The organism is Pararhizobium capsulatum DSM 1112 (assembly GCF_030814475.1).
Lineage (GTDB): Bacteria > Pseudomonadota > Alphaproteobacteria > Rhizobiales > Rhizobiaceae > Pararhizobium > Pararhizobium capsulatum.
The window spans coordinates 1,823,509-1,845,928 of the sequence record NZ_JAUSVF010000001.1; the positions used below are offsets into that span (position 1 = coordinate 1,823,509).

A 22,420-nucleotide genomic window follows, 5' to 3' on the forward strand; every position below is an offset into this window, starting at 1 on the left:
CGGCCTCGATCTCAGCGCGGCAGCAGCGCGCTCTGGGCGAGACGCTCGGTCGTCTGGCGGCTGGGTTCGATGCTCAGCCGTGTGTATTCGCGCGACGCGCGCACTGCAGTTGCGATGTCATGGACGCCGGAGATGAATGCGAGGATCGAGTTCGACATGACAGGCTTTCCAAGTTCAAGGCTTCACCTGCCGCGGTGTTTGCGGCAAGCTGATATTCAGCGCTGGATGAATTCGGCGTATATCTGGGCAGGGCGTGTGATGCGGCCGAAACCGGAAGCCGTCATCTGTTCGTTGGCGGCCGAGCCGAAGCTGTTGAACGGTGTGCGCAGCGCGGTGCCGGCGTGGCGGAGCGTCTCAAAGCTGCTGTGCAGAGGACGAAGACGGGCGGTCATGACTTAAAATTCCTTATCGTATCCCCCCGTACATTTATATTGCATTGCAGCATCGTTTGCGCAATCGGGGCCGCCGCGTTGCTGCTATGCGCAATCCGCATGGCTTTCTTCATTTTATGTTCATAAATTAGACAGGCGATCGTAACGGGGGCTTAACCACGAAAACAGGTTCAGTCACGTAACTCTGCCTTGAACGCGAGCAGATCCTGCCAGGCCAGCCGTTTGCTGGCAGGAGCCGACAGTAAATCCTGGGGATGAAGGGTGGCAAGCGCCCTCAGTCGCATCCCTGCAACGTCGAGATCGCGCCATTCTCCGCGCATGTGATGGATCGTGTCCGTGCTGCCGAAGAAGAACCGGGCCGTGAAGTTGCCGAGAATCAAAAGATGTTTCGGTTCGGCAAGGGCAATCTGGCGCTCGATAAACGGGCGGCAGATTTCGCTTTCACGTTGCGAGGGAACGCGATTTCCAGGCGGGCGCCACGGGATGACGTTCGACAGCAGTGCCGTGGCGCGATCAAGGCCGATGGCCGCGAGCATGCGCTCCAGCATCTGACCCTGTTTGCCGGAAAAGGGCAGTCCGTCACGGTCGTCGTCGGCATTCGGCATGGGGCCGATCACCATCACGCCGGTCGCGGGGTTGCCATCGGCAAAGACGAGATTTTTGGCGCTGTTGCGCAGGTTGCAACCGGAAAATCCGTCCATTGCCGTTTTCAACTCGGCGAGGGATCGCGCGCTTTCGGCAGCAAAGCGGGCTTCGGAAACCGCCTGCTCGTGCGGAATAGCGGCAACGGGCGTTGCCGGGACCGGCGTTGATGGAGCAGGGGCGGCGCGCTGATCGTTGCGAGGGGCGGCACGCTCGGCCTCGCGTTGAGGACGGGGCTGCGTCTCCGATCGCGTGCCATGCTGAACTGGTGGCGCCTGCCTGCTTGCGCCACGCGCGGCGCGTGCTGCGGAAAATTCGGCAAACCGGTCGATCGGATCGTCTTCCAGCAGCCATTCAACGCCCGCTTCCGCATGGAAATGCAGAAGGGCGGCAAGTTCGGCAGGGCTCATCTGATCGATGGAGATCATGACTGATCTTTACAGAAGCCGGTGCCGGCAGGGAAGGGACAATCCCGCGAAGATACCTTATCCATCGGCTCCTGACAGTGCAGAATTCACGCCGCCATCGCCGTCCAGCGATCGATGTCGTCACGCTCGCCGATCAGCGCCAGACCGTGCGCGATTGACAGAAGCTCGCCGCCGCTTTCGATGTCGCCCTTGTCGAAACGATTCTCGAACAGGCGGCGGACGGCAGGCACGAAGGACGTGCCTCCGGTGAGGAACACCTTGTCAATATCGGCCGGCTTCGTGCCGGTTGTCGTGAACACCTCGTCCAGAGCAGTTTCGATGCGCTCGATATCCGGCGCGATCCAGTCTTCGAAATCGGAGCGGCGGATCGTGCGACGGCTTTCCTCGCCGAGCGGCGCGAAATGAAATTCGGTTTCCTCTTCGCTCGAAAGCCGCATCTTGGCGGCGGAGATCGCCTGGTAGAGCGGGTAGCCTTCATCATGGTCGACCAGATCGATGAAGCGCTCCAGCTTTTCCGGCTCGACCGCCGAGCGCACCAATTGTTTGAGGTCGGCAAAATCCTTCAGCGTCTTGAAGATCGAGAGCTGGTTCCAGCGGCCGAAATTGGCGTAGTAGCTGGTTGGAACATCGAGAAGCTTGTCGAAGCTGCGGAACTGGCTGCCCTTGCCGATCAGCGGCGAGATTACATTGTCGATAATACGAAAATCGAAATGATCACCTGCGACGCCAATGCCGGAATGGCCAATGGGAACGGCTGTCAGATGACCGGCACGGCTCTCGAAGCGGATGATCGAGTAGTCGGTGGTGCCGCCGCCGAAGTCGGCAACCAGCACGGTCGCGTCCCGCTTCAAACTCTGGGCGAAATAGAAGGCCGCCGCCACGGGTTCGTAGACGAAGTGGATTTCGGGAAAATCGAAGGTCGAAAGCGCCTTGTTGTAACGCTCCAGCGCCAGGCCTTCATCGGGATTGCTGCCGGCAAAACGTACGGGACGGCCGACGACGAGGCGCTTGTAATCGCCCTCCCAGCCGTTGCCGGCATAGTCGGCGATGCGGCTGACGAAGGCGCGCATCAGATCCTCGAAACCATGACGCTTGGCAAAGATCAACGTGCCCTGGAAGAGTGGGCTGGCAGCAAAGGTCTTGATCGATTGCAGAAAGCGAGCTTCGCCGGGATTGTCGATGAATTCACGAATCGCCGCCTGTCCCGCCTCGATTTTCACCGCGGAGGCGCCAAGCTTTGCATGCTTGGTAAACGAAAGCGCCGTGCGCATCGTGTCGCCGGTGCCGGCTGCGCTGGTGAATTTCAGAGACTGGGTTGTTTCTCCCTGGGAGGCAGCCAGTACGGAATTTGTCGTTCCGAAATCGAAGCCTAGCGCTTTGGTCATGTTGTCTCTCCTAAACGCGCCGGCCCGAATGCGCGGGACGGCGTGGCTCGGCGCTGGTTCGCATCCGTCTTGGGGTCGGACGACCGGCTGCCTTGAGCATTCATAATGAAATGGGAATGATCCCTCGCAGCATGCCGCGATGCGCTTTCGCGCGGATTGAGGCGGGCTCGTCGCACAGGCTTGGGACAAAAGCAAGGCAGAACGGCCTCATGAATTTTGACGTTTACGTACAAGTCATATGAATCTGCCGCCGAGTGCATCATGTCATGCGCAAATGCGGGGGGTGGCTGTCGCATCCCGGCTCGACAAGAAGGGTCGTATTTGCCATGACGGATAGGAAATGGGAACAGACCGGATAAGTCCGGCAATACCGACTGGAGACGAGGAAATGACCGAGGCGCTTGAGCTTCCCGAACGCGAAAGCATGGAATTCGACGTTGTGATCGTCGGTGCCGGGCCTGCGGGGTTGTCTGCGGCGATCCGATTGAAGCAGGTCAATCCGGAACTCTCGGTCGTCGTGCTCGAAAAGGGCGCCGAAGTCGGCGCGCATATTCTTTCCGGGGCCGTCGTCGATCCGATCGGCATCGACCGCCTGCTGCCCGGCTGGCGCGAGGAGGCTGACCATCCGTTCAAGACCGAAGTGACGGACGACCAGTTCCTGCTGCTCGGCCCCGCCGGCTCGATCCGCCTGCCGAACTTCGCCATGCCGCCGTTGATGAACAATCATGGCAACTACATCGTCTCGCTGGGCAACGTCTGTCGCTGGCTCGCCACCAAGGCGGAGGAGCTTGGCGTCGAGATTTATCCGGGCTTTGCCGCCGCTGAGGTGCTTTACAATGACCGGGGCGCCGTCATCGGCGTCGCCACCGGCGACATGGGCATCGAGAAGAACGGCGAGCCTGGCCCGAACTTCGCCCGCGGCATGGAACTGCTCGGCAAGTACACGCTGATATCAGAGGGCGTGCGCGGCTCGATAGCCAAGCAGTTGATCGCAAAGTATGAGCTTTCCAAGGACCGCGAGCCGCAGAAGTTCGGTATCGGCATCAAGGAACTCTGGCAGGTCAAGCCCGAGAACCACAAACAGGGTCTGGTGCAGCATTCCTTCGGCTGGCCGCTCGGCATGAAGACCGGTGGTGGCTCGTTCCTCTATCACCTCGAAGACAATCTGGTTGCCGTCGGTTTCGTTGTGCACCTGAACTACAAGAACCCCTACCTCTATCCGTTCGAGGAATTCCAGCGCTTCAAGACGCATCCGGCAATTCGCGGCACCTTCGAGGGCGGCAAGCGCATCTCCTACGGCGCCCGCGCCATCACCGAGGGCGGCTACCAGTCGGTGCCGAAGCTGTCGTTCCCCGGCGGCGCGCTGATCGGCTGTTCCGCCGGTTTCGTCAACGTGCCCCGCATCAAGGGCAGCCACAATGCCGTGCTGTCTGGCATGCTGGCAGCAGACCGGATCGCGGCCGCAATCGAGGCTGGTCGCGCCAATGACGAAGTTATCGAGATCGAGAACGACTGGCGCTCAAGCGACATCGGCAAGGATCTGAAGCGGGTGCGCAACGTCAAGCCGCTATGGTCGCGCTTCGGCACGGCGATAGGCGTGGCGCTCGGCGGTCTCGACATGTGGATCAACCAGATTTTCGGGACTTCGCCCTTCACACTGAAGCATGGCAAGACGGATGCCGCCTCGCTGGAACCGGCGTCCAGGCACAAGAAGATAGACTACCCGAAGCCGGATGGCGTTCTCACCTTCGATCGCCTGTCGTCAGTGTTCCTGTCCAACACCAACCACGAGGAAGACCAGCCGGTCCATCTCAAGGTGAAGGACATGGAGCTGCAGAAGCGCTCCGAACATGACATCTTTGCCGGTCCCTCGACCCGCTACTGTCCGGCCGGCGTCTATGAATGGGTGGAAAAAGACGGCGAGGAGATCTTCGTCATCAACGCCCAGAACTGCGTGCACTGCAAGACCTGCGACATCAAGGACCCCAACCAGAACATCAACTGGGTGCCTCCGCAGGGTGGCGAGGGGCCGGTCTATCCGAATATGTGATGGGTGGGCCTATTGCCAGACCCGCTTGCGGAACGACCCTGCAGAGAAAATGCTACTCGGCGTAACCGATGCCAAGCTCATCGGCGATCCGTGAGAGCCGCTTGTCGCGGCTCCAAAGCTTCCCGTCTGGCATCAATTTTGTAGACGCCAGCAAATGGGCGTCCACATAACCGATGCCGCTTCCTTGCAGGGCATGTTGCTTGATAAGCCACAAAACCTCCTGATCGCTGGCGACCTTGACCTGGGGTAACTCGGCAAGTGAACGAAGAATGATATCATAACGCGGCATGGAGCCGAGGGCCAACTCGCCAATGACGAAGGAATGAGTGGCAATCTGGTTGCGCTCAAGAAGAGGCTTGAGTTGCTGCTCTTGTTGTCGAAGGTGATCTATCCATACTGAGGTGTCGAGCAGGATCACTCGCTCTCGCCTCCGGTCGATCCGGCCCAGCTCCCGTCAACATTCCATCGCCGCCGAGAGGGGGCTTGAATCTCCGGGGCGCTTCCTCCTAACGCGAAGAGCCGTCGAGCGGCCTCATTCTGGATCAGCCGTCTCAGGGCTTCCTTCAGGAGAGCCGAGCGTTCCTTGATACCCGTCACTTCCTCCGCCCGGGCCATCAAATCATCATCCAGGTTCACGGTCGTCCGCATGTGAAAACTCCTTTTGCATCAAAAGTAGCATCAAATGAGGCTTTTTTCAACGCAAAGGCTGTCCTGATAGCTTGGCTCCAAGCCCTTTGTGTGTGTGCATTTCGGACCGACCCACCGCAGTTGCCTGATCCCACCGAAAAGAGGAGATGACGCCACCAGGGAAAAACTGGTGGCATTTTTGCGTTCGAATGAAGGTTGATGCGAAACCTCTGGCAGCGCCGGGTTATCAAACCTTGGCGAAGACGCGCGCGTCCGGGGTGGTTGCCTGCGGTTCCAATGCAGATTTCCAGGCAACGACCATCAGCGCGCCGATGACAGTGATGTGCTCCATCACGACATAGAATTCGACTGTCTTGATCGGTTCATCCATCAACCAGAAGGTATGGGCAATCGGGATCGTCAGCGCGGTAAAAACGGCCAGCGCACCCGCGCCGAGCCAGGTCCAGCGATTTGCGATGATCAGGGCCGAACCGCCGATCTGCGTTATGATGACGGCTATGTTGAAGAGAAGTGCCGGCTCGAGGCCGAAATATGCCATCTCAGAGACCCCGGCATTAAAGTCGATCAGCTTTGCCAGACCACTGGCCCAGAACATGTAGGTAAGAACAGTGCGTGCAAAGTAGCCGAAGGCGGCGCTGCTGGTCACTGATTGAATGAAGGAAGGCATGTCTTTTCTCCGATTGTGGTGATGACGTCTGCCCTTGCAGCCGAAGCGACCCGCTCGCCGCATCCGGTTGCAAGGGCAACGCGGCGTCATCGACTTGGGAGGAGGAGCCTCAGTGTGCCGCGTTGAAATCATTTCTAGCGGGTGCCCTTTCTGCAGCGCGTTCCCGCGGTAACACGGCATTCATGGCACCCCAGAGGCGTCACATGTACATGATAAGTCATGTGGTCGGCCGTATCCTTGCGCGGCCGTTCGTCAACATGCTCAGACGCGATATTTTTCAGCGCCTGCTGAAATTTCGCAACGCGGTCCCATATCTGCACTGCAGCAACGAGGGCATGCGACATGAAGATGAAGGCCGTTTTTAACCGCGATGGCGGTACGTTCCGAACGACCGACATGGACGCGTATTGCAGGAAGGTGGAGGAGGTCTTTCAGGCGGCGGGCCACGATGTCGATATTGCTGCTGTCTCCGGGAGCGAAATGAATGAAGTGCTGGAAAAAGCCGCCCGCCGTGATGATCTGGATGCGATCATCGCCGGGGGTGGTGATGGCACGATCTCGGCAGCCGCCGCCGTTGCCTGGAAAAATGGCATGCCGCTTGGCATCGTGCCGGCAGGGACGATGAACCTCTTCGCACGCAGTTTGAAATTGCCTCTTGATATCTGGAAGGTGCTCGACGTACTCGCGTCAGGGCACGTTATCGATGCGGACATCGGCAGTGCCGACGGGCGCGCCTTCGTTCACCAGTTTTCAACGGGGCTGCACGCCCGCATGGTGCGCTTGCGCGACAGCTATACGTTTGCGTCGCGCCCCGGCAAGATTCTGGCCAGCACGCGCGCGGCTGTCGGGGTGATCTTCAACCCGCCGGAATTCGAAGTCGATATCCATATCGATGGAAAAGAGGAGCGCAGGCGAATCTCCGCCATCTCCGTATCGAACAACCACTTCGGTCGCGACACGCTGATGTATGCCGATAGCGTAACCGGGGGGCATCTCGGATTCTACACCGCTCCACCCTTGAAACCGGCGGGCGTTGCCAGGCTCGCTATCGATATCCTCCGCGGCAAGTTTCGAGAAAGCGCTGTTATCACGGAAACGAGCGGTCAGGCTGTCGATCTGCACTTTCCCAAGACCTCTGGCCGAATCAACGGCGTCATCGACGGCGAGCTTCTGCCGATCGGTAGGGATGTTGCGCTAAGGATTCATCCCGGCGAGCTCAAGCTTCTCGTTGGGGCTGATGTCAGCTGAAGCGCTTATCCGCTTGCCTTGGGATAGACCCATGCGTAGCCGAAGTCATAGCGATCTCCGTCGGTACCACGCACATAGGGACCGAAGATGTAGGGAATGGAAATCTTTTTGGGCTCGATATCGCTGCGCACGACAGCGAAGCGACGTTGTGCGGCTTCCATCAGCTCTGACGGAACCGAGACGTCGTCATTCTTTTCGGCTCGCCAAATCAAAAGCCCGGGACGGCCTGTTGTCCAGGTGACCTCCGGTTCATAGCCCCGATGGCGTGCCGACTGAACGGGAACGGACGGGAGTTGAAAACGCAGGTTACCCGCCAGATGGTCGTCCTCTGCAATGATGATCGATGGTATCGCCTGGGCTGAAACCGTCGTGATCAATGCCGCATAAGGCACGTTCAGTTTCTTGTAGACGCCGGTCACAGGTGCAAACGTTACGCGTCCATAAAGAACCGCGGGCACGGCGAGCATAATGCCAGCAGCAATCGTGATCATGCCACGAAACGCCCTTTTCGGCTCCAGCCCGGCGGCTTCGGCTTTCAGGCAGAGATAGAGCGGCAATGGCAGAAGCATGGGGGCGAGCCATCGGTCCTTTATGTGTTCCGCACCACCGAAAACGATCATGAGGATGACGGCCGCCAGACAGAACAGGATCGTGCGTTCGATCAGTCGTGTCCAGATATTGCCGGCCTTAAACGCCGACAGCATGGCTTTTCCGAACAGGCCGAGAAAGATCAGTGCGGTCAGGGCCGAAAATCCGAGAACCGCCAGCAAGAGCGAAAGGCCTCCATCGAGGGCTTCCAGAAGGTCGCTGTCATTATCGCTCTCCGTCATCTTGCCGAGCGTGCTTTCGGTGGCACTCCGCAGGTTGTCGAGGATCCAAAAGCCATGTGGCAGAATAACGATCGCAGCAACGATGATCGTCAGAACGAGGCGCCGGTCGAAGACGAAACGGCGAAGATCCGGATCGCAGAGCATGGCAAGAAGTGCTGCAGCCGGGACCAGCACGAAATTGTATTTGCTGATCGCGCCAATTCCGATCGCCAAACCCGTCAAGGCATAGAACGCCGCGGTTGGCCGCTGGATGGTGCTGACCAGCATGTAGAAAAACAGGCTCGACGAAAAAATCACCGCTACCGTATGGGCAAGATCGCGCTGCGCCTCGAAGGAAATCTGCGGAATCGTCAGCAATCCGAGAGCCGCGATGACTGCAAGGCGTTTGTCGGAAAGAAGCTTGAAAGCCGTCAGCCCGTAGAAGAAATAGCTCAGGAAAAGAACCAGGTTCTTCACAATGCTCAGCGTCGCGACACTGGTTCCGAAGATTGAGAAGATACCCTGCTGAAGCCAGTTGTAGAAAGGTGGTTGCGGGCCGTAGCCCAACGCCAGCCACTGGGACAGAAACACCTGTTCGGCCTCATCGAGCTCCAGCGAATGCGGCAGGAAAAGGCGCACGATGACATTGAGGAGGAAGTAGCCAGCGATCAGCAGAAACACGGCGGTTGGCCGCCGTGTAAGCAGTCCAATCATGCTCCGTCTCCAGGCCGCGCTTCCTGCCTGACGATATAACCCGTCGCGCCCGGTCCGCCGAGATGACTGCGTGTGATCAGCTCCGCGACAATGCCTGTGGTGATCAACTGAACGGATGACAGGAACAGCATCACACCCACCAAAAGCAGCGGACGCGCGCCGATGCTTTCACCGAACACGAACTTCTCGATGCCGAGGTAGGCGAGAATCAGCATGCTGAGCGCGCCGGCTGCGAAGCCGATCGTGCCGAAAAAGTGCCCCGGGCGCTGCTTGAAACGCATGAAAAACAGCACGGATAACAGATCGAGGAGCACGCGAACCGTGCGTGAAATACCGTATTTTGACTGGCCAAACTGTCGAGCGTGGTGATTGACAACGATTTCGCCGATCCGGGAGCTGGGGACCACGCTTGCCACCCAGGCCGGAATGAAGCGGTGCATATCGCCGAGAATGCGGACCTGCTTGATGATCGAGGCGCGGTAGATCTTCAGGCTGCAGCCGTAGTCGTGAAGATGAACGCCGGTTGTCGCGCCGATCAGTGAGTTTGCGCACCAGGATGGAATCTTTCGCAGAACAAGACCGTCCTGACGGCTCTTGCGCCAGCCGCTGAGGAGATCCAGATCGCGCTCCTCCAGCGCTTCGATCATCATCGGAATATCCATTGGATCGTTCTGAAGATCGCCGTCGAGAGTGGCGATCAGACGACCGCGAGCATGGTCGAAGCCCGCCTGAAGGCCGGCGGACTGGCCGAAATTGCGCTGGAACTCGACAAGGCGCAAGTCGATCGCGTAATCGGTTGCGGACTTGCGCGCATTGACGACGGTTGCGTCCGTGCTGCCGTCGTCGACCAGAATCAGTTCCCAGGGCTTATCGAAATCAGCAAGCGCAGCCACAATCCGCGCAATAAGCGGAGCGACACTTTCTTCCTCATTGAAGACCGGGACGACGATCGAAAGCTCGATGCCGTTATCCACAGTGTTTTCGGTGGGGAGGGGAAATGCGGAATGCTGCACGGCGGATGACCTTCAAGAAACGGTACGACTGGACTGTGGATTTCGTAGATCGCCGGGTCGCTTTCCAACCGATAAGGCGCACAAAAGCGACTTTTGCACGATATGGACGCGCGGCGCCTTAGTGCTATACACCCCGCATTCGACAAACAACCCTAATATGAAGGCTCTGCCGATGAATTTACCGGACACGCAGGCGAAGGACGGTAGCCGAGGGCAACCTTCCGAACTGCGCAGGTACATGGCACCCGTATCGGCCGCCTGCGTGGTCGCATACGCGGCCTTTGTGCAATGGTTCTGGGGTTGGGATACGATCTTTGCCGCGTGGCACGACATTGGATTGGGCACCTGCGCTGCTGCGATCGGGCTGTTTTGCGCGACCTATCTGGTCCGTTGTTATCGGATCAGCGATTACTTTCCGACAGAGACCGGCGGGCGGTTCCTGGCCCTGTTTCGGGTGGTGCAGATTCACAACCTCCTCAATATCATGGTGCCTTTCCGCGTCGGCGAGGTCAGCTTTCCGGTCCTGATGCGTTCTGAGTTCGGCGTGACGTTAACTCGCGGGACGGCGGCGCTTCTGGTGATGCGGCTGCTTGATCTGCATGCTCTTCTTGCCGCGGCTGGTGTCGGCTTTCTCCTGGTAACCGGGCAGCGAGGACTGGTTTGGGCGCTTTGGGCTCTCTTCCTGATCTCACCGGTCCTTGTTCTCTGGTCGCGCGCGCCGCTTGTGAAATTTTTGCACCGAAGCCTGCCAGGGAAACTCCATCGCGTGATCGAACAAATAGAGCAGGGATTGCCACGAGATCATGCTGCCCTTTTGCGTGCATGGCTGATGACGTGCCTGAACTGGGGAACAAAAATCGCTGTCTTTGTGTGGATACTGAACCGGATGGGGGTCCAGCCGCTTCCTGCCGCCCTTGGTGGTGCCATCGGCGGAGAGCTTTCCTCGGTTCTGCCGTTTCACGCGCCGGCAGGGGTCGGAACCTATCCGGCCGGGATCGTCGCCGGTTCCCTGTTTCTGGGCGCCTCGACCACATCCGAAGCCATGGAAATTCTCGCGCGCGCCAGCATCAACGCGCATCTCATGATCATTGTATCAGCACTCGTGGCGGCAGGGTTGGCAAGTCTCTACCGGCCGCGCAGCAACAAGGCGTGAAGACGGCGCCGCGTCACGTTCCTTATTGAAAGGCAGTTTCGAAGAAGCTTCTGAGCTTGCGCGAATGGAGTGTCTCGACCGGCATGGCCGCCAGTTTTTGCAGTGCCAGAATGCCGATCTGCAGATGCTGGCTGACCTGCGTCTTGTAAAATGCCGTCGCCATGCCCGGCAGCTTCAGCTCGCCATGCAGCGGCTTGTCCGAAACGCAGAGCAGGGTGCCGTAGGGAACGCGAAAACGAAAGCCGTTCGCGGCGACGGTGGCCGATTCCATATCGAGCGCGATGGCTCGTGACTGTGAGAGCCGTTTTACGGGGCCACGCTGGTCACGCAGTTCCCAGTTGCGGTTGTCGATGGTGGCCACAGTGCCCGTACGCATGATACGCTTCAGGTCGTAACCTTCGTAGCCGGTGACCTCGGCGACCGCGTCCTGCATGGCCACCTGGACTTCAGCCAAAGCGGGAATCGGCACCCAGACGGGCAGGTCGTCGTCGAGCACGTGATCTTCGCGCACATAGGCATGGGCAAGCACGTAGTCGCCGAGCATCTGGCTGTTGCGCAAACCGGCGCAATGCCCAAGCATCAGCCAGGCATGGGGTCTGAGCACAGCAATATGGTCTGTGATCGTCTTGGCGTTGGAGGGACCAACGCCGATATTGACGACGGTGATGCCGCCATGGCCCTTCTTCTTGAGATGATAGGCAGGCATCTGCGGCAGCCGCGTCAGCGTCAGATCCGAGTCGGGCGTATCCGAGCCCGCTTGGGTGATGATATTGCCCGGCTCGACAAAGGCCGTGTAACCATCGCCGCCATCCGCCATCAGCTTGCGTGCCCAGGCACAGAACTCGTCGATATAGAATTGATAGTTCGTAAACAGGACAAAGTTCTGGAAATGGGTGGCGCTGGTTGCCGTGTAGTGGCTGAGCCGCGCTAGCGAGTAGTCGATGCGCTGGGCGGTGAAGGGGGCGAGCGGCGAGGGTTCTCCCGGCCCCGGCTCGTAGGAGCCATTGGCAATTTCGTCGTCCGTCGTGGTCAGGTCCGGTGCATCGAACAGGTCGCGCAGCGGCACGTCTATATTCTCTGCAAGCGAAGCCTCGACATAGGCACCCTCACCGAAGGCAAAATGCAATGGAATCGGTGTCGCCGATTCCGAAACAGTCACGCCGATGCCATGGCTGCGAATGAGCAGCCCCAATTGCTCCTTGAGATAGTGGCGAAACAGCTTCGGCCGCGTCACTGTTGTCGTATAGACGCCGGGCGCGCTGACATAACCATAGGAAAGTCTCGAATCGACCCGGCTGAAGCTGCTGGTTTCGATGCTGACCTGTGGATAGCAGGCACGGTATCGCGCTGTTGCCAGCCCCGTTCGTCCCAGATTCGTAAAGGCATCGACCAGAAAGGTCGTGTTGCGCTCGTAGAGCGCCGTCAGCGCATCGACCGCAGCCAAGGGGTCGTCGAAGGTTCGCGGTTCAAAAGCGTCCGGAGTGATGACGGGGAGGGCGGAAGGGGAGTGGATTCGCGTGTTCATGCGTCATTATAGATCGCGTCTTCTGACAAGCAAACGACAACATCGACAGAGCCGTGGCGCGTCGTCGTCCCCCTTTTGAAACTGCTTTGCGTGAGCTCGATCCAGCGCCGCGGATAAAGTGTCCGTATGAGGCCTATATATAATGCCGGGCGACCGTTGGTCCGAGAAAACTGGCCCGCCCGGATTTTCGAGCAGTGATTCTGCGAATCTCTTCATCAGGCGCGCGCATGATTCTCGATCCTGTTGACGAGGCGAGCGCCAATTGCGGTCTGGTTCGCTTCGTCGGCAGGCGCATGAATCAGTGTTCAAGGCCCTGTCTTGCCTCCATTCTGCCTCGTTCTGACACGAACTGCGGCAGCGGTGATGATGCTAAGCCACGAAGGATAAAGGATTTTCTTAAGACCTTGTTAAGAACTTGTCCTCGCTTGAGGCGATTTTGTGTCGTTTCAGCAACAGCGATGGGGGAAGGCGGGATCAAACAGCATCAACAGGCAAGATGGTGATTGCGCCAACCGGCCGGTCTTGTATTTTCAACTTCGGAAGCGAGGGCGGTTGATCGTCCGACTTTCTAAATGTTGGGGATGGGGCAGGGAACGCTGTCCTTCAGCAAAATACCCAGACCCGTTTGAAACTTTTGACTGGAGGTCAGAAATGAACATCAAGAGCCTTCTTCTCGGCTCCGCTGCTGCTCTCGCAGCAGTATCCGGCGCACACGCTGCCGACGCTATCGTCGCTGCTGAGCCCGAGCCCATGGAATACGTTCGCGTTTGCGACGCTTTCGGCACCGGCTACTTCTACATCCCGGGCACCGAAACCTGCCTGAGCATCAGCGGTTACGTTCGTACCCAGGTTGAATTCGGCGATGTTGGCGAGAACAGCTGGGGTTCCTACACCCGCGGTTACCTGACTGTTGCTGCTAAGAACGATACCGAATTCGGCACGCTCTCCAGCTACATCAACCTTCAGGCTGATACCGGTCACTCGATCAATCAGAGCTCGATCGAAGGTAGCGGCGGCGGTGTTATCCTCGACGGCGCATGGATCGAAATCGCTGGCTTCAAGATCGGTAACTTCTACAACTGGTGGGACGATTTCGGTATCGCAGGCGAAACCGACTCGACCGGTGGTAACCTCTTCAATTCCGTTCAGTACACCTACGATGCTGGCTCGTTCCAGATCGGTGCTTCGGTTGAAGATCTTGAGCCGAATGAAATCGAGCAGTTCGGTCACGATGATGGCGTCGGTATCTCGGCACTGGTTCGTGGCACCATCGGCGGTGTTGACGCTCTCTTGATTGGTTCTTACGACTTCGACGTCGATGAAGCTGCTTTCAAGTCTCGCTTTACTGCAACTTTCGGTCCGGGTAGCTTCCAGATTGCTGGCATCTACGCCACCAATCCGAATGCTTACTGGAGCACTTCTGAGTGGTCGGTTGCTGCCTCGTACGAAATCAAGGCAACTGACAAGTTCACCATCACCCCCGGCGCTCAGTACTTCGGTAGCCTTCGTAACGGCACCGACAGCTTCGGCGGCAGGGATGGCTGGGCAGCTGGTCTGACAGCTGGTTACCAGATCACTGATGGTCTGCGTACGCTCGCAACGGTCAACTACAAGGAATTCGACAGCGATAACGACGATATCGATACCGACTCGGTTACCGGTTTCATCCGTCTTCAGCGCGACTTCTAATCTGATCATCTGATCAGTTTGATAGCCCGCAACCTTCGAAAGAGGGCTGCGGGTTGTTGCGTTTCGGTAACTGTTTGCCTCGCATGTGCATAGGAAAGTTGCGTCTATATGCAGATTGGGGTTGAAACTGTTGCAGTTGTAAGCCTGTTTCCTAGTGCCACATCGCGGCAACGGGGAACCGATGCGTTCAAAGACGACTTCAGCCGAAAAGGAATTGCAGCAAACAGCCGCATTGTCAGGCTATTCGCTCAACTACAACTTTTCGCTCGGAGGTCCACTGAAGCCGGTGGAGACGCATAGCCTTCGGTCTCTCTTGGGTAAATACGGTGACCTATTGTGGGAACCGGGATCGCACAAGTACAACGTAACAGCATTCATCCACGAACTTCACGAGTTGCATCTTTGTGCGGAATTTACAGGATTTTCCGACGAGATGTATGACCGGCTATTGGGCCTTCTGCGCAAACGCGGCAACAGCAACGCTACCATCAATCGCAAGATGGCAGCGCTAAGCAAATTGCTGCGTAAGGCGTTTAAGATGGGCGATATCCACAGTCTGCCTGAGTTTAGGCGACAAAAAGAAAAAGCCGGACGAATTCGCTTCCTCGAATATGACGAGGAGGATCGTCTGTTTGCGGCAATCGCTTCCCGAAACGAAGCGTATGCCAGACTATGCGTCTTTTTAGTCGATACCGGTGCTCGTCTGGGCGAAGCTATATCGCTGCACTGGGGCGATATCCATAACAACCGCGTGACTTTCTGGGTCACGAAATCGGGACGAAGCAGATCGGTCCCCTTGACGGGGAGGGCGGCTGACGCTGTGTCTACGAAATCGGCCTCCACCGGTCCCTTTGTTGGCATCGACCAGCAGCAATTTAGGTCAGTCTGGAATGCTTCAAAGCTTGACGTGGGTCTAGCTGACGACGCGGATGTAGTACCGCATGTTCTTCGCCACACCTGTGCCTCACGTCTCGTCCGAGGGGGTATTGATATTCGGCGAGTTCAGATGTGGTTGGGGCATCAAACCCTTCAAATGACCATGCGGTACGCGCACCTTGCGTCGCATGACCTAGATATGTGCGTTCCTATCCTTGAGCGAGCTTCGCAATCTAAGACGACCTGAGGCTCCGAACGGAGGCGATCCGTTTTCGCCAACACAAGGGGAAAATTCAATATCGAGTTTATGAACGAGCCAGCCATTAACTTCGGTTGGTCGGCATTCTTTCAAGGGCTCAGTATTTGGACAAATTCCAATCAACGGTCCAATCGAAGCGTTCTCCCGGATAACCCAACAGAACAGATAAATCCCAAACCACGTCCTCGTCATTTCCCGGTCGCTTTGTCAGTCGGCTCCAAGCGAAATATGCCTGCGTTGGCTCTCCGTCTTCATTGAACGGAAGCACCTCAAGTTTCGTGGTGACCTCATCCGCGTGGCTGCGATCGACATGAACGATAATGTTTTGCCGAAATCGACCGAATCCGTTTGATTTCAAATTGGCTCTCCTATGAGTGGCTTGCCTCGTTGGTATAGATGCCACTGTACGGGTGCGCGCGCAAATATTGGGCACCTGCAAAGTGCAGCCGTTGAATCCGCTCAGGTGGCGCCGTTTGTCATTGTCGATGAATTTAGCCGCCCCCTTAACCGACCCGCACTCAGGCGGATGCTCGGCATCGTCAGCCTGGGAAAGGTAGCGATCGCGGAGGCGTATCCATTCATCCAGAAAGCGGCCCGATGCCTCAAAAAGTATACACAACGCGACTGTCTCACGCGTGGCAATTGACGTGTCTCAATTTATGGTCCACAAAGAAGAATAGAAACCTCTAAGAAATTGTGAGACATGGCACTGATTGGATATATCCGCGTTTCGTCTGTTGGGCAGTCATTGGAAGTGCAGCGAGATAAGATGATTGCCGCTGGTGTCGAGCCTGATCACATTTACGAAGAAAAGCGGTCCGGCTTGGATAGCGATAGACCAGTATTGAAGGAAGCACTGCGATTTGCTCGTAAGGGCGATGTTTTCTTTGTCAGCCGCGTAGATCGTTTGGCAAGATCGACGAACGATCTTCATCGCATCATTCATGAGCTGAAGGAGAAGGGCGTTGGCTTCAGATGCATCGATCAAGCCGAAATCGACACGACCACTAACAACGGCATGCTGATGTTCGGCATCTTGTCTGCAATTGCTCAATTCGAGACTGGACTCCGGGCTGAACGCCAAATGGACGGCATCGCGAAGGCAAGGGCAGTTGGCACGAAGTTCGGCAGGAAGGCAAAGGCTACGGAAGACGTGACCCTTGGCATACGTAAGATGCGGGACAAAGGGATGTTGATCAGAGAAATCATGCAGAAAACCGGACTAAGCAAGGCGACTGTTTACCGAGCCTTGGGATCAGCCGAATAGGCATTCGCCATCGACGGCACCAGGAGCATCGCCACAGCACCGGCGCATAAAATCCGTTTGAACATGGGTTTCTCTTTTCAGATGACGATTCACCGATACTGATTATGGCGCATCATTCGATGCGCTGGCTGGAAGTATCGTCCCCGTTTTTCACAGGGTACGGGGGATAACTGGGATATATCACCGAGCTAAGTCGCGAATTTTTGACCGTCGACTGCGGAATCGCTAGATTAGGTTGTGCTTCGGCGGATCGAAGCAACCGGTGCTTCTCACTTCAGAAAAGCACCGGGTACTTTGTCAACTCAACGAAACGAAAGTTCGTCATGTTGTTGGAGTGTGAGACTGTAGCAGTCCCTCCCTTAGCAAGAGCGAGGTTACAGTCTTCACCCTTCAACGACAAGGCGCAACTTGTTGTAAAAGGGCAATACAGACCATGAAACGTAAGTCTCCTCCGGTCACGCATGAAATGGCGGCACGCATCAAATGGCTTCTTCAAACTCAAATGATGCAGCACGACATCGCTGCAAAGTTCGGAATCAACCCCGGGCGCGTGAGTGAGATCAACACAGGGAAACGCTTCAAACACGTTTCCCCGTCAGCGGGAGCGTAGGCATGGTGAAGAAACAGTCCTCTTCGCCCGTCTCGACTCTCGCGTCGAAAATATTATCGGGTGCCAAAAAGCCCACCGCAAGCGATGCAAGACGGTTGGCTGGTTCGGTGCTTTCCCAAGACGAGAAGCCCGGCAATAAACCAAAGAAGTAGCAGCAAGCCCACCGGTGAAAATCGGTGGGCTCAATCAGTGCTGTGTATGTCGCTTGCTGTGTCTCCCGAATTCATGTTCGAAGATCACCATGCGGTGGAGCTGATTTCTGCTGGAGAGCGCGAGACGCCGATCGAAGACTTGGCATTGCTTTGCGCATGTTGCCACCGACTAATACATCGTCTCGTGAGTGTGCGGCGAGCAGGGGTGACTATGGATCAGGCGCGGAAGATATTGAAGTCCGACATCCAAAGCTACGGTCAGCGTTAAGACGCCACTGGTTTTTCAATCGTTGTGGTCCGTAGTGCTTGATAAAGAGCTTTGAATGACGAGCGCCATGTAATGTTGTTACATTGCCTAAAAGTATAGCAAACGCTATATTGTGGCTATTTGTTACGGAACTGAAACGATTAACAGGGTTCGCGGCGCTCAACAGGGCAGGGCGCGGATAATGTGGTGTGGCGCGGAAGGTAACGGAACGGACCTATTGAACCACGGTGGCGATACTGAAGAGTATGGCAGCACCTAAACTGTTCGGTATGGATCGCTATGGACCCAATGGCGGTTCCCTTCGGTCACCCGTCGCTGCGCTCCGTGAACTGGATTTGATAAGTCTCTTCGCTGGTGTTGCTGGCGTCGTTGCCGGGGCGACTCAAGTCTAATCAGTCGGAAAGAAATGATACCCCATGGTTATCCTATGAATTCTTATGAACCTTATGATTCTTGAATCCAAAATTTAGAACTTTTTGGCAAATATAAGCTATAATATATCTTAGCTATCTTTAGCCAAATTCTTTAAAATTTCTAGTGACCTATGGATTCCATAGGATTCAATGAGGTGTCATTTCTTTCCGACTGATGGTCTTGAGTCGACGACCGCCACGGAAGCCAGGACACACAGCCAAGCAATCCCATCAAATCCTGTTAATGGAGCGAAGCGACAGATCGAGCCGAAGGTGAGATCACCTGCCGTCCATATCAATATCATTCAAGCACGATACAAATAACGCAGCATGCCCGTATCGATTATTGACTTATGTTGCCGCTTTTGATATAGTTTGTTATCCCAAAAAGAGAATGTACTGCGTAAATCTGCATATTCCGCGATTTATGGAGTCTTGTTGTATTGTTGCAACAATATATTTGGGTGCAATTCACTAAATATATTCATCAGTACAAAGTCCGGCACGACTTGTTTTCTGATAGGTCGTTAGCGGAAGGCTTTGTACTCGATACCTCAAATAGACAAAGAAAAAGTCATTAAAGGTCGATGAGTTCATGCCGGACTTTTCATCGACCTTTTTCTTTTGTCTAAGTTTTTATGAGGTATTACTTTTGTCACCAACTCTCGATATTGAAACCAATCTCAATCTTCACGAAAATATTAAGCTGTCCAACGAGGTTGTCTATTACAGTGACGGTCCTGTCGGTTCTCGCAAAACCAGCAGTATGTACCGCTTTGTAGCTGCCTGCCCGGATGCGCGATTTACGATTGGCACTTCCACCAATTCGATGACGGAGGATATTGCAGCCGGGTTCGATGCTCTTGGCGTTTCTTGTATGCCTATCCATCGTAACAATAAGAGTGGACAGGGGACTGCTGTTCGCTACCGCGAAGCGCTCAAGTCAGGCACTCGGTTGGTAAGCGTCAACTACGAGGTTGCCTTAAAGCTCCAACTCGACAAGCTTGACCGTCAATTGCTGGCTGACCCAAACCTTTTTCCCGGTGATGATTACAGCAAAATCGATTTGATCGTTGATGAGATCATGACGGTGTACAAGCGATTTACGCTGACCGGCATGATGCTTTCCCGCACGTGGGTTGACACGAACTTCAAAATTATCAACACGAAAAACCCGGCTTATTATGAACTTCAGCCGAATGACGCGGGAATGATCCAGTGGCGCACCGGCTGTCTCGAAGAACAGCAGCCGCTATCCAAACAGCAGAGCGCCATTCTCGATCACGCGATTAATCCGCGTTTCCGCGTGGCTATCGCTGTCACAGAATATGAAGACCTGATGAAAAGAAAGCGCCTCAGTCTTTCATTTTATGTGACCGTCTGTCCCAGCGTTCTTCGCCAGTATCGCACCGCTACGATTATCGGCGCAAACTTCAAAAAAAGCATGCTCTACAAAATGTGGAAGGATGAAGTTAATTTCCAGCCGCATCCGTACATCGCAGCGAAGTATCATGACTTTTCGCACAAGCACGAAGCCAAGGTGAAGTTCAACCATTACTATTTCTGTGAGCCGACCTTTTCGAAGTCGCGACTTGAGATAATCGGTAATGCCAATGCCAATGAAAAGGCTGCCTTAGCGGTTCACAAAATCCTCTTTGAAAAGCCAGAGGAGACGCCTTACATTTTTGCCGTCAACAATGCAAAAGAAGGTGAACCAAAGCATCCGTGGATTACTGAAACGGGCAACGGCTTTGCAGAGCGCATTAGCCCCAATCCGCGAGGCATGAACGCTTTCAAAGACAGGCATGCTTCTGTCTATTTTGCGGCTGTTAACTTTAGCAACATCGACACTGCCTATCTGTATGCGGCACATAACATCACGCCTTCTGAAGCGCGTGAGGCGATGACCTATGAGAACATTAGCCAGTTTCATGGGCGCACGGCGGTTCGTGAATACGATGATACTGGTGACCTTTATTTTTTCTCGCCAGATCGGGACAGCGCTTATGCAATGCAAGCAGAGTTCGGCGGTGAAGAGCCTATCTTTATTGACCTTGGTTTTGAAGAGTTCCGCTTAGAGGAAAAGGAAAAGGAGAAGGCGGATTACAATGCCAATCGCAATACTAAGCGTGAGGATGAACGTTGGTCCAATGAAGATACGAAGCAATATGACGGATTCACTGTTGGTCTTTGGGAAAAGCGCGGTGACTCGTTTCCTACATTTCACGAAAACTTGGCGTGGCACGATATCCTTAATGTGATCCATGAACAGTCGAAGCAAAAAAGATCAAAGATGGCTCTTCCGATGATTCGCGAAGGCTTTTTTAGAGACCACAATAACCATCTGCGCTCGGGCAACATTGAAAGCACAAAAATGCTTCAGATGGACGTGGATGGCAGCGACGTTTCACCAGAGGATTTCTCAAGATTTTTGGCTGATGATCTTGGTCTTACACATGTAATCTACAATTCGATTAGCTCCACTGAAGCTTGCCCGCGTTTTCATTTTCTGATCCCGCTTGATAAGCCAGTCAATCGCAGTGTTAACAAGCGGCTTTTTTTGACGGTCGCTGAACGCATCAAGCAGCAGTACAAAGATATTCGGTTTGACTTGGAGGTTGGTCGAGACTCAATCAACACCGCCATCTATCTCGCATGCCTGCCGAAAAAAGCAGGCGGTGAAATACTAATAGCCAGCGAAGTTGCTTTTCTGGATGTGGATGCGTGGTTGGCGCGTCGTCAGATAACTACGGCACCTGAATTCGCCACGACACTGAAGCCAAAAACACCTACCAAACGCAAGCGCATTGATGCCCCGACAATTGACCATGTAGGCGCGATGCAAATCATTAGTGAAATCGCGCTGGAGCATGCAAAACCGGGCAATTATGACAGTGCGTTTAAAACGGCGGGACAAGCGCTGGTCTATGATCACAAAATGGAGCGCGAACCTGCAATCCAAGCGCTGGCGTCCACGTTGCACCTTTTTCCTGGCAAAGACCGCAATTCGCCACAACGGCTTGTCAATAGCCTGATGTCTGCACAAGGGTATCGAGGTTGACTCATCCGGCTACCCTGAACATAGTGAGAACATCTATAGCGATGTTCTCACTATGCAGCCAGTCAACGAAGCCATCATCGATCTAATTCGCCATATCGACACACAGGAGGCCATCAGTCTGTTCGATGTCGGTGTGCCGCTGTAGGACAGGGATATGACCAGCACGCGATTGCGAACGCGCTGTGCCGGCTTCAGAGCGATGGAGTGATTGAGTTGATCGACGGGAACCGGCTTAGAGTGGTGAAGGGGCTGTCGCGGGATTAATCAATACGCTGGCATTTCCCAACGGAGACTGCTGGCGTGTCTGTGTTCAGTTCATTGTCCATATAGCCACCATCGAACATGACTTGCATCTTCAGTGTCTCGAAATCAAAGCTATATTTCCATTGCGAGAAGAAACATTCCGCATAGCCGTTCGCTGTCGAAATGTTGTTCCTTTCATCTGCTGGAGCCATCACGTTGAAACAGGGATAGGCTGTTCCCGTTCCGCTGAAGGTTTTTACGGTGATGTTGTAAATCCGAGCGTTCCAACCCGTAAATTGCTTCGTGCTTTGTTGTCCAGTGTCGATCACATTTACAATATACGCGCTGTCTTCGACGTTGAACGTTGCTGAAATCCATTTGCCAGCGGTTTCGTCAAAATGAATGCCAGCCTGAGCCGTCATCTTGCAGAGATAGTTTCCTGCATAGTCCTTCGTAAGCGGAAGGTCTTCCGCGTTCGACATTATCGGCAGCAGAAACAAAACCAAGGCGGCTCGCAAAGTCTTCCTAATCATTCCCTTATACATCACCTTTACTGCCTAACCAGTTCACTCGCCGCCTCTCGGATCGTCTTTAGCGGGTTTTGGGTGCAGTAATTCATCATCCATACGTCGATGGCATCCCCATCTGCGCCTTTCAACATATCCGTCCGTTCCGTGGAAACTTCAGCCTGCATTTGATTGATAGCGGTAGTAAAGCCGCCTACCCATTGCAGTGCGAACTTCCTCAAATTGTCATCGCGGACGTATTTGCCGCACGATGAATTGCCGACTCCACGTATTGCGAATTCTTGACCCGCGTTCGCCATCGTCGGCAAGACCAGCAATGAGAATATTGCCACGCAAACGATACGTTTCATTCAGTTGCTTCCCCCATGCTGCATCAATTTT

Annotated in this window: 20 protein-coding genes; 7 read left to right on the forward strand and 13 right to left on the reverse strand. The window is 55.2% G+C overall.

Annotation, left to right across the window (positions count from 1 at the left end; translation table 11 throughout):
* Positions 1 to 11 precede the first annotated feature (11 nt).
* From QO002_RS08745 to QO002_RS08760, 4 genes are all read right to left on the reverse strand, one after another.
* Positions 12 to 158: a hypothetical protein gene (locus tag QO002_RS08745; RefSeq protein WP_307228687.1), complete on the reverse strand. Its 147-nt coding sequence runs from the start codon at positions 156 to 158 to the stop codon at positions 12 to 14.
* A gap of 57 nt (positions 159 to 215) precedes the next feature.
* Positions 216 to 392 (reverse strand): hypothetical protein, encoded by a 177-nt coding sequence (locus tag QO002_RS08750; RefSeq protein WP_307228689.1) that lies wholly within the window; start codon positions 390 to 392, stop codon positions 216 to 218.
* A 170-nt stretch (positions 393 to 562) separates the two neighbouring features.
* Positions 563 to 1,462, reverse strand: a complete 900-nt coding sequence (locus QO002_RS08755; protein WP_307228691.1) for a uracil-DNA glycosylase — start codon at positions 1,460 to 1,462, stop codon at positions 563 to 565.
* 86 nt (positions 1,463 to 1,548) lie between these two features.
* Positions 1,549 to 2,847: an Hsp70 family protein gene (locus QO002_RS08760; protein WP_307228693.1), complete on the reverse strand. Its 1,299-nt coding sequence runs from the start codon at positions 2,845 to 2,847 to the stop codon at positions 1,549 to 1,551.
* A gap of 388 nt (positions 2,848 to 3,235) precedes the next feature.
* Here QO002_RS08760 and QO002_RS08765 point away from each other — a divergent pair, with 388 nt between their 5' ends.
* The gene (locus tag QO002_RS08765) at positions 3,236 to 4,897 is read left to right on the forward strand and encodes an electron transfer flavoprotein-ubiquinone oxidoreductase (protein ID WP_307228695.1); all 1,662 of its coding nucleotides are present in this window, start codon (positions 3,236 to 3,238) and stop codon (positions 4,895 to 4,897) included.
* 52 nt (positions 4,898 to 4,949) lie between these two features.
* On the opposite strand, the gene QO002_RS08770 is transcribed toward QO002_RS08765, so the two are convergent.
* The 3 genes from QO002_RS08770 to QO002_RS08780 form a co-directional block, all read right to left on the reverse strand.
* Complete coding sequence (locus QO002_RS08770) at positions 4,950 to 5,315, reverse strand: type II toxin-antitoxin system VapC family toxin (protein ID WP_307228697.1); 366 nt, start codon at positions 5,313 to 5,315, stop codon at positions 4,950 to 4,952.
* The gene (locus QO002_RS08775) at positions 5,312 to 5,545 is read right to left on the reverse strand and encodes a type II toxin-antitoxin system VapB family antitoxin (protein ID WP_307228700.1); all 234 of its coding nucleotides are present in this window, start codon (positions 5,543 to 5,545) and stop codon (positions 5,312 to 5,314) included. The genes QO002_RS08770 and QO002_RS08775 overlap by 4 nt, the downstream gene beginning before the upstream one ends.
* A 226-nt stretch (positions 5,546 to 5,771) precedes the next feature.
* Positions 5,772 to 6,212: a DoxX family protein gene (locus tag QO002_RS08780; protein ID WP_307228702.1), complete on the reverse strand. Its 441-nt coding sequence runs from the start codon at positions 6,210 to 6,212 to the stop codon at positions 5,772 to 5,774.
* 342 nt (positions 6,213 to 6,554) lie between these two features.
* Between QO002_RS08780 and QO002_RS08785 the strand changes: the two genes are divergently transcribed.
* Positions 6,555 to 7,460, forward strand: a complete 906-nt coding sequence (locus QO002_RS08785) for a diacylglycerol/lipid kinase family protein (RefSeq protein WP_307228704.1) — start codon at positions 6,555 to 6,557, stop codon at positions 7,458 to 7,460.
* A 5-nt stretch (positions 7,461 to 7,465) separates the two neighbouring features.
* Here the strand turns inward: QO002_RS08785 and QO002_RS08790 are convergent, their stop codons facing one another.
* Complete coding sequence (locus tag QO002_RS08790; protein ID WP_307228707.1) at positions 7,466 to 8,983, reverse strand: glycosyltransferase family 39 protein; 1,518 nt, start codon at positions 8,981 to 8,983, stop codon at positions 7,466 to 7,468.
* Positions 8,980 to 9,996: a glycosyltransferase family 2 protein gene (locus QO002_RS08795; protein ID WP_307228709.1), complete on the reverse strand. Its 1,017-nt coding sequence runs from the start codon at positions 9,994 to 9,996 to the stop codon at positions 8,980 to 8,982. Before QO002_RS08795 ends, QO002_RS08790 begins: the two co-directional genes overlap by 4 nt.
* 157 nt (positions 9,997 to 10,153) lie before the next feature.
* Between QO002_RS08795 and QO002_RS08800 the strand changes: the two genes are divergently transcribed.
* Positions 10,154 to 11,149, forward strand: coding sequence for a lysylphosphatidylglycerol synthase domain-containing protein (locus tag QO002_RS08800; protein ID WP_307228711.1), 996 nt, complete (start codon positions 10,154 to 10,156; stop codon positions 11,147 to 11,149).
* Between the two features lie 22 nt (positions 11,150 to 11,171).
* On the opposite strand, the gene QO002_RS08805 is transcribed toward QO002_RS08800, so the two are convergent.
* A complete protein-coding gene (locus QO002_RS08805) occupies positions 11,172 to 12,674 on the reverse strand; it encodes an AMP nucleosidase (RefSeq protein WP_307228713.1) in 1,503 nt (500 codons plus the stop codon).
* Between the two features lie 651 nt (positions 12,675 to 13,325).
* Here QO002_RS08805 and QO002_RS08810 point away from each other — a divergent pair.
* Together QO002_RS08810 and QO002_RS08815 are read left to right on the forward strand one after the other, a co-directional pair.
* Positions 13,326 to 14,363 (forward strand): porin, encoded by a 1,038-nt coding sequence (locus QO002_RS08810; protein WP_307228715.1) that lies wholly within the window; start codon positions 13,326 to 13,328, stop codon positions 14,361 to 14,363.
* Between the two features lie 181 nt (positions 14,364 to 14,544).
* Positions 14,545 to 15,486 carry a tyrosine-type recombinase/integrase gene (locus tag QO002_RS08815; protein WP_307228717.1) on the forward strand — a complete coding sequence of 314 codons (942 nt, stop codon included), beginning with the start codon at positions 14,545 to 14,547 and terminating at the stop codon, positions 15,484 to 15,486.
* A 109-nt stretch (positions 15,487 to 15,595) separates the two neighbouring features.
* On the opposite strand, the gene QO002_RS08820 is transcribed toward QO002_RS08815, so the two are convergent.
* Positions 15,596 to 15,856, reverse strand: a complete 261-nt coding sequence (locus QO002_RS08820; protein WP_307228719.1) for a hypothetical protein — start codon at positions 15,854 to 15,856, stop codon at positions 15,596 to 15,598.
* Positions 15,857 to 16,201: 345 nt separating this feature from the next.
* Here QO002_RS08820 and QO002_RS08825 point away from each other — a divergent pair, with 345 nt between their 5' ends.
* Together QO002_RS08825 and QO002_RS08830 are read left to right on the forward strand one after the other, a co-directional pair.
* The gene (locus QO002_RS08825; protein ID WP_307228721.1) at positions 16,202 to 16,765 is read left to right on the forward strand and encodes a recombinase family protein; all 564 of its coding nucleotides are present in this window, start codon (positions 16,202 to 16,204) and stop codon (positions 16,763 to 16,765) included.
* A 2,038-nt stretch (positions 16,766 to 18,803) separates the two neighbouring features.
* Positions 18,804 to 21,269, forward strand: coding sequence for a hypothetical protein (locus QO002_RS08830; protein WP_307228723.1), 2,466 nt, complete (start codon positions 18,804 to 18,806; stop codon positions 21,267 to 21,269).
* Between the two features lie 260 nt (positions 21,270 to 21,529).
* Here the strand turns inward: QO002_RS08830 and QO002_RS08835 are convergent, their stop codons facing one another.
* Both QO002_RS08835 and QO002_RS08840 read right to left on the reverse strand, forming a co-directional pair.
* A complete protein-coding gene (locus tag QO002_RS08835; protein WP_307228725.1) occupies positions 21,530 to 22,057 on the reverse strand; it encodes a hypothetical protein in 528 nt (175 codons plus the stop codon).
* Positions 22,058 to 22,062: 5 nt separating this feature from the next.
* Entirely contained in the window at positions 22,063 to 22,389 is a 327-nt protein-coding gene (locus tag QO002_RS08840; protein WP_307228727.1) for a hypothetical protein, read from the reverse strand.
* Positions 22,390 to 22,420: the final 31 nt, after the last annotated feature.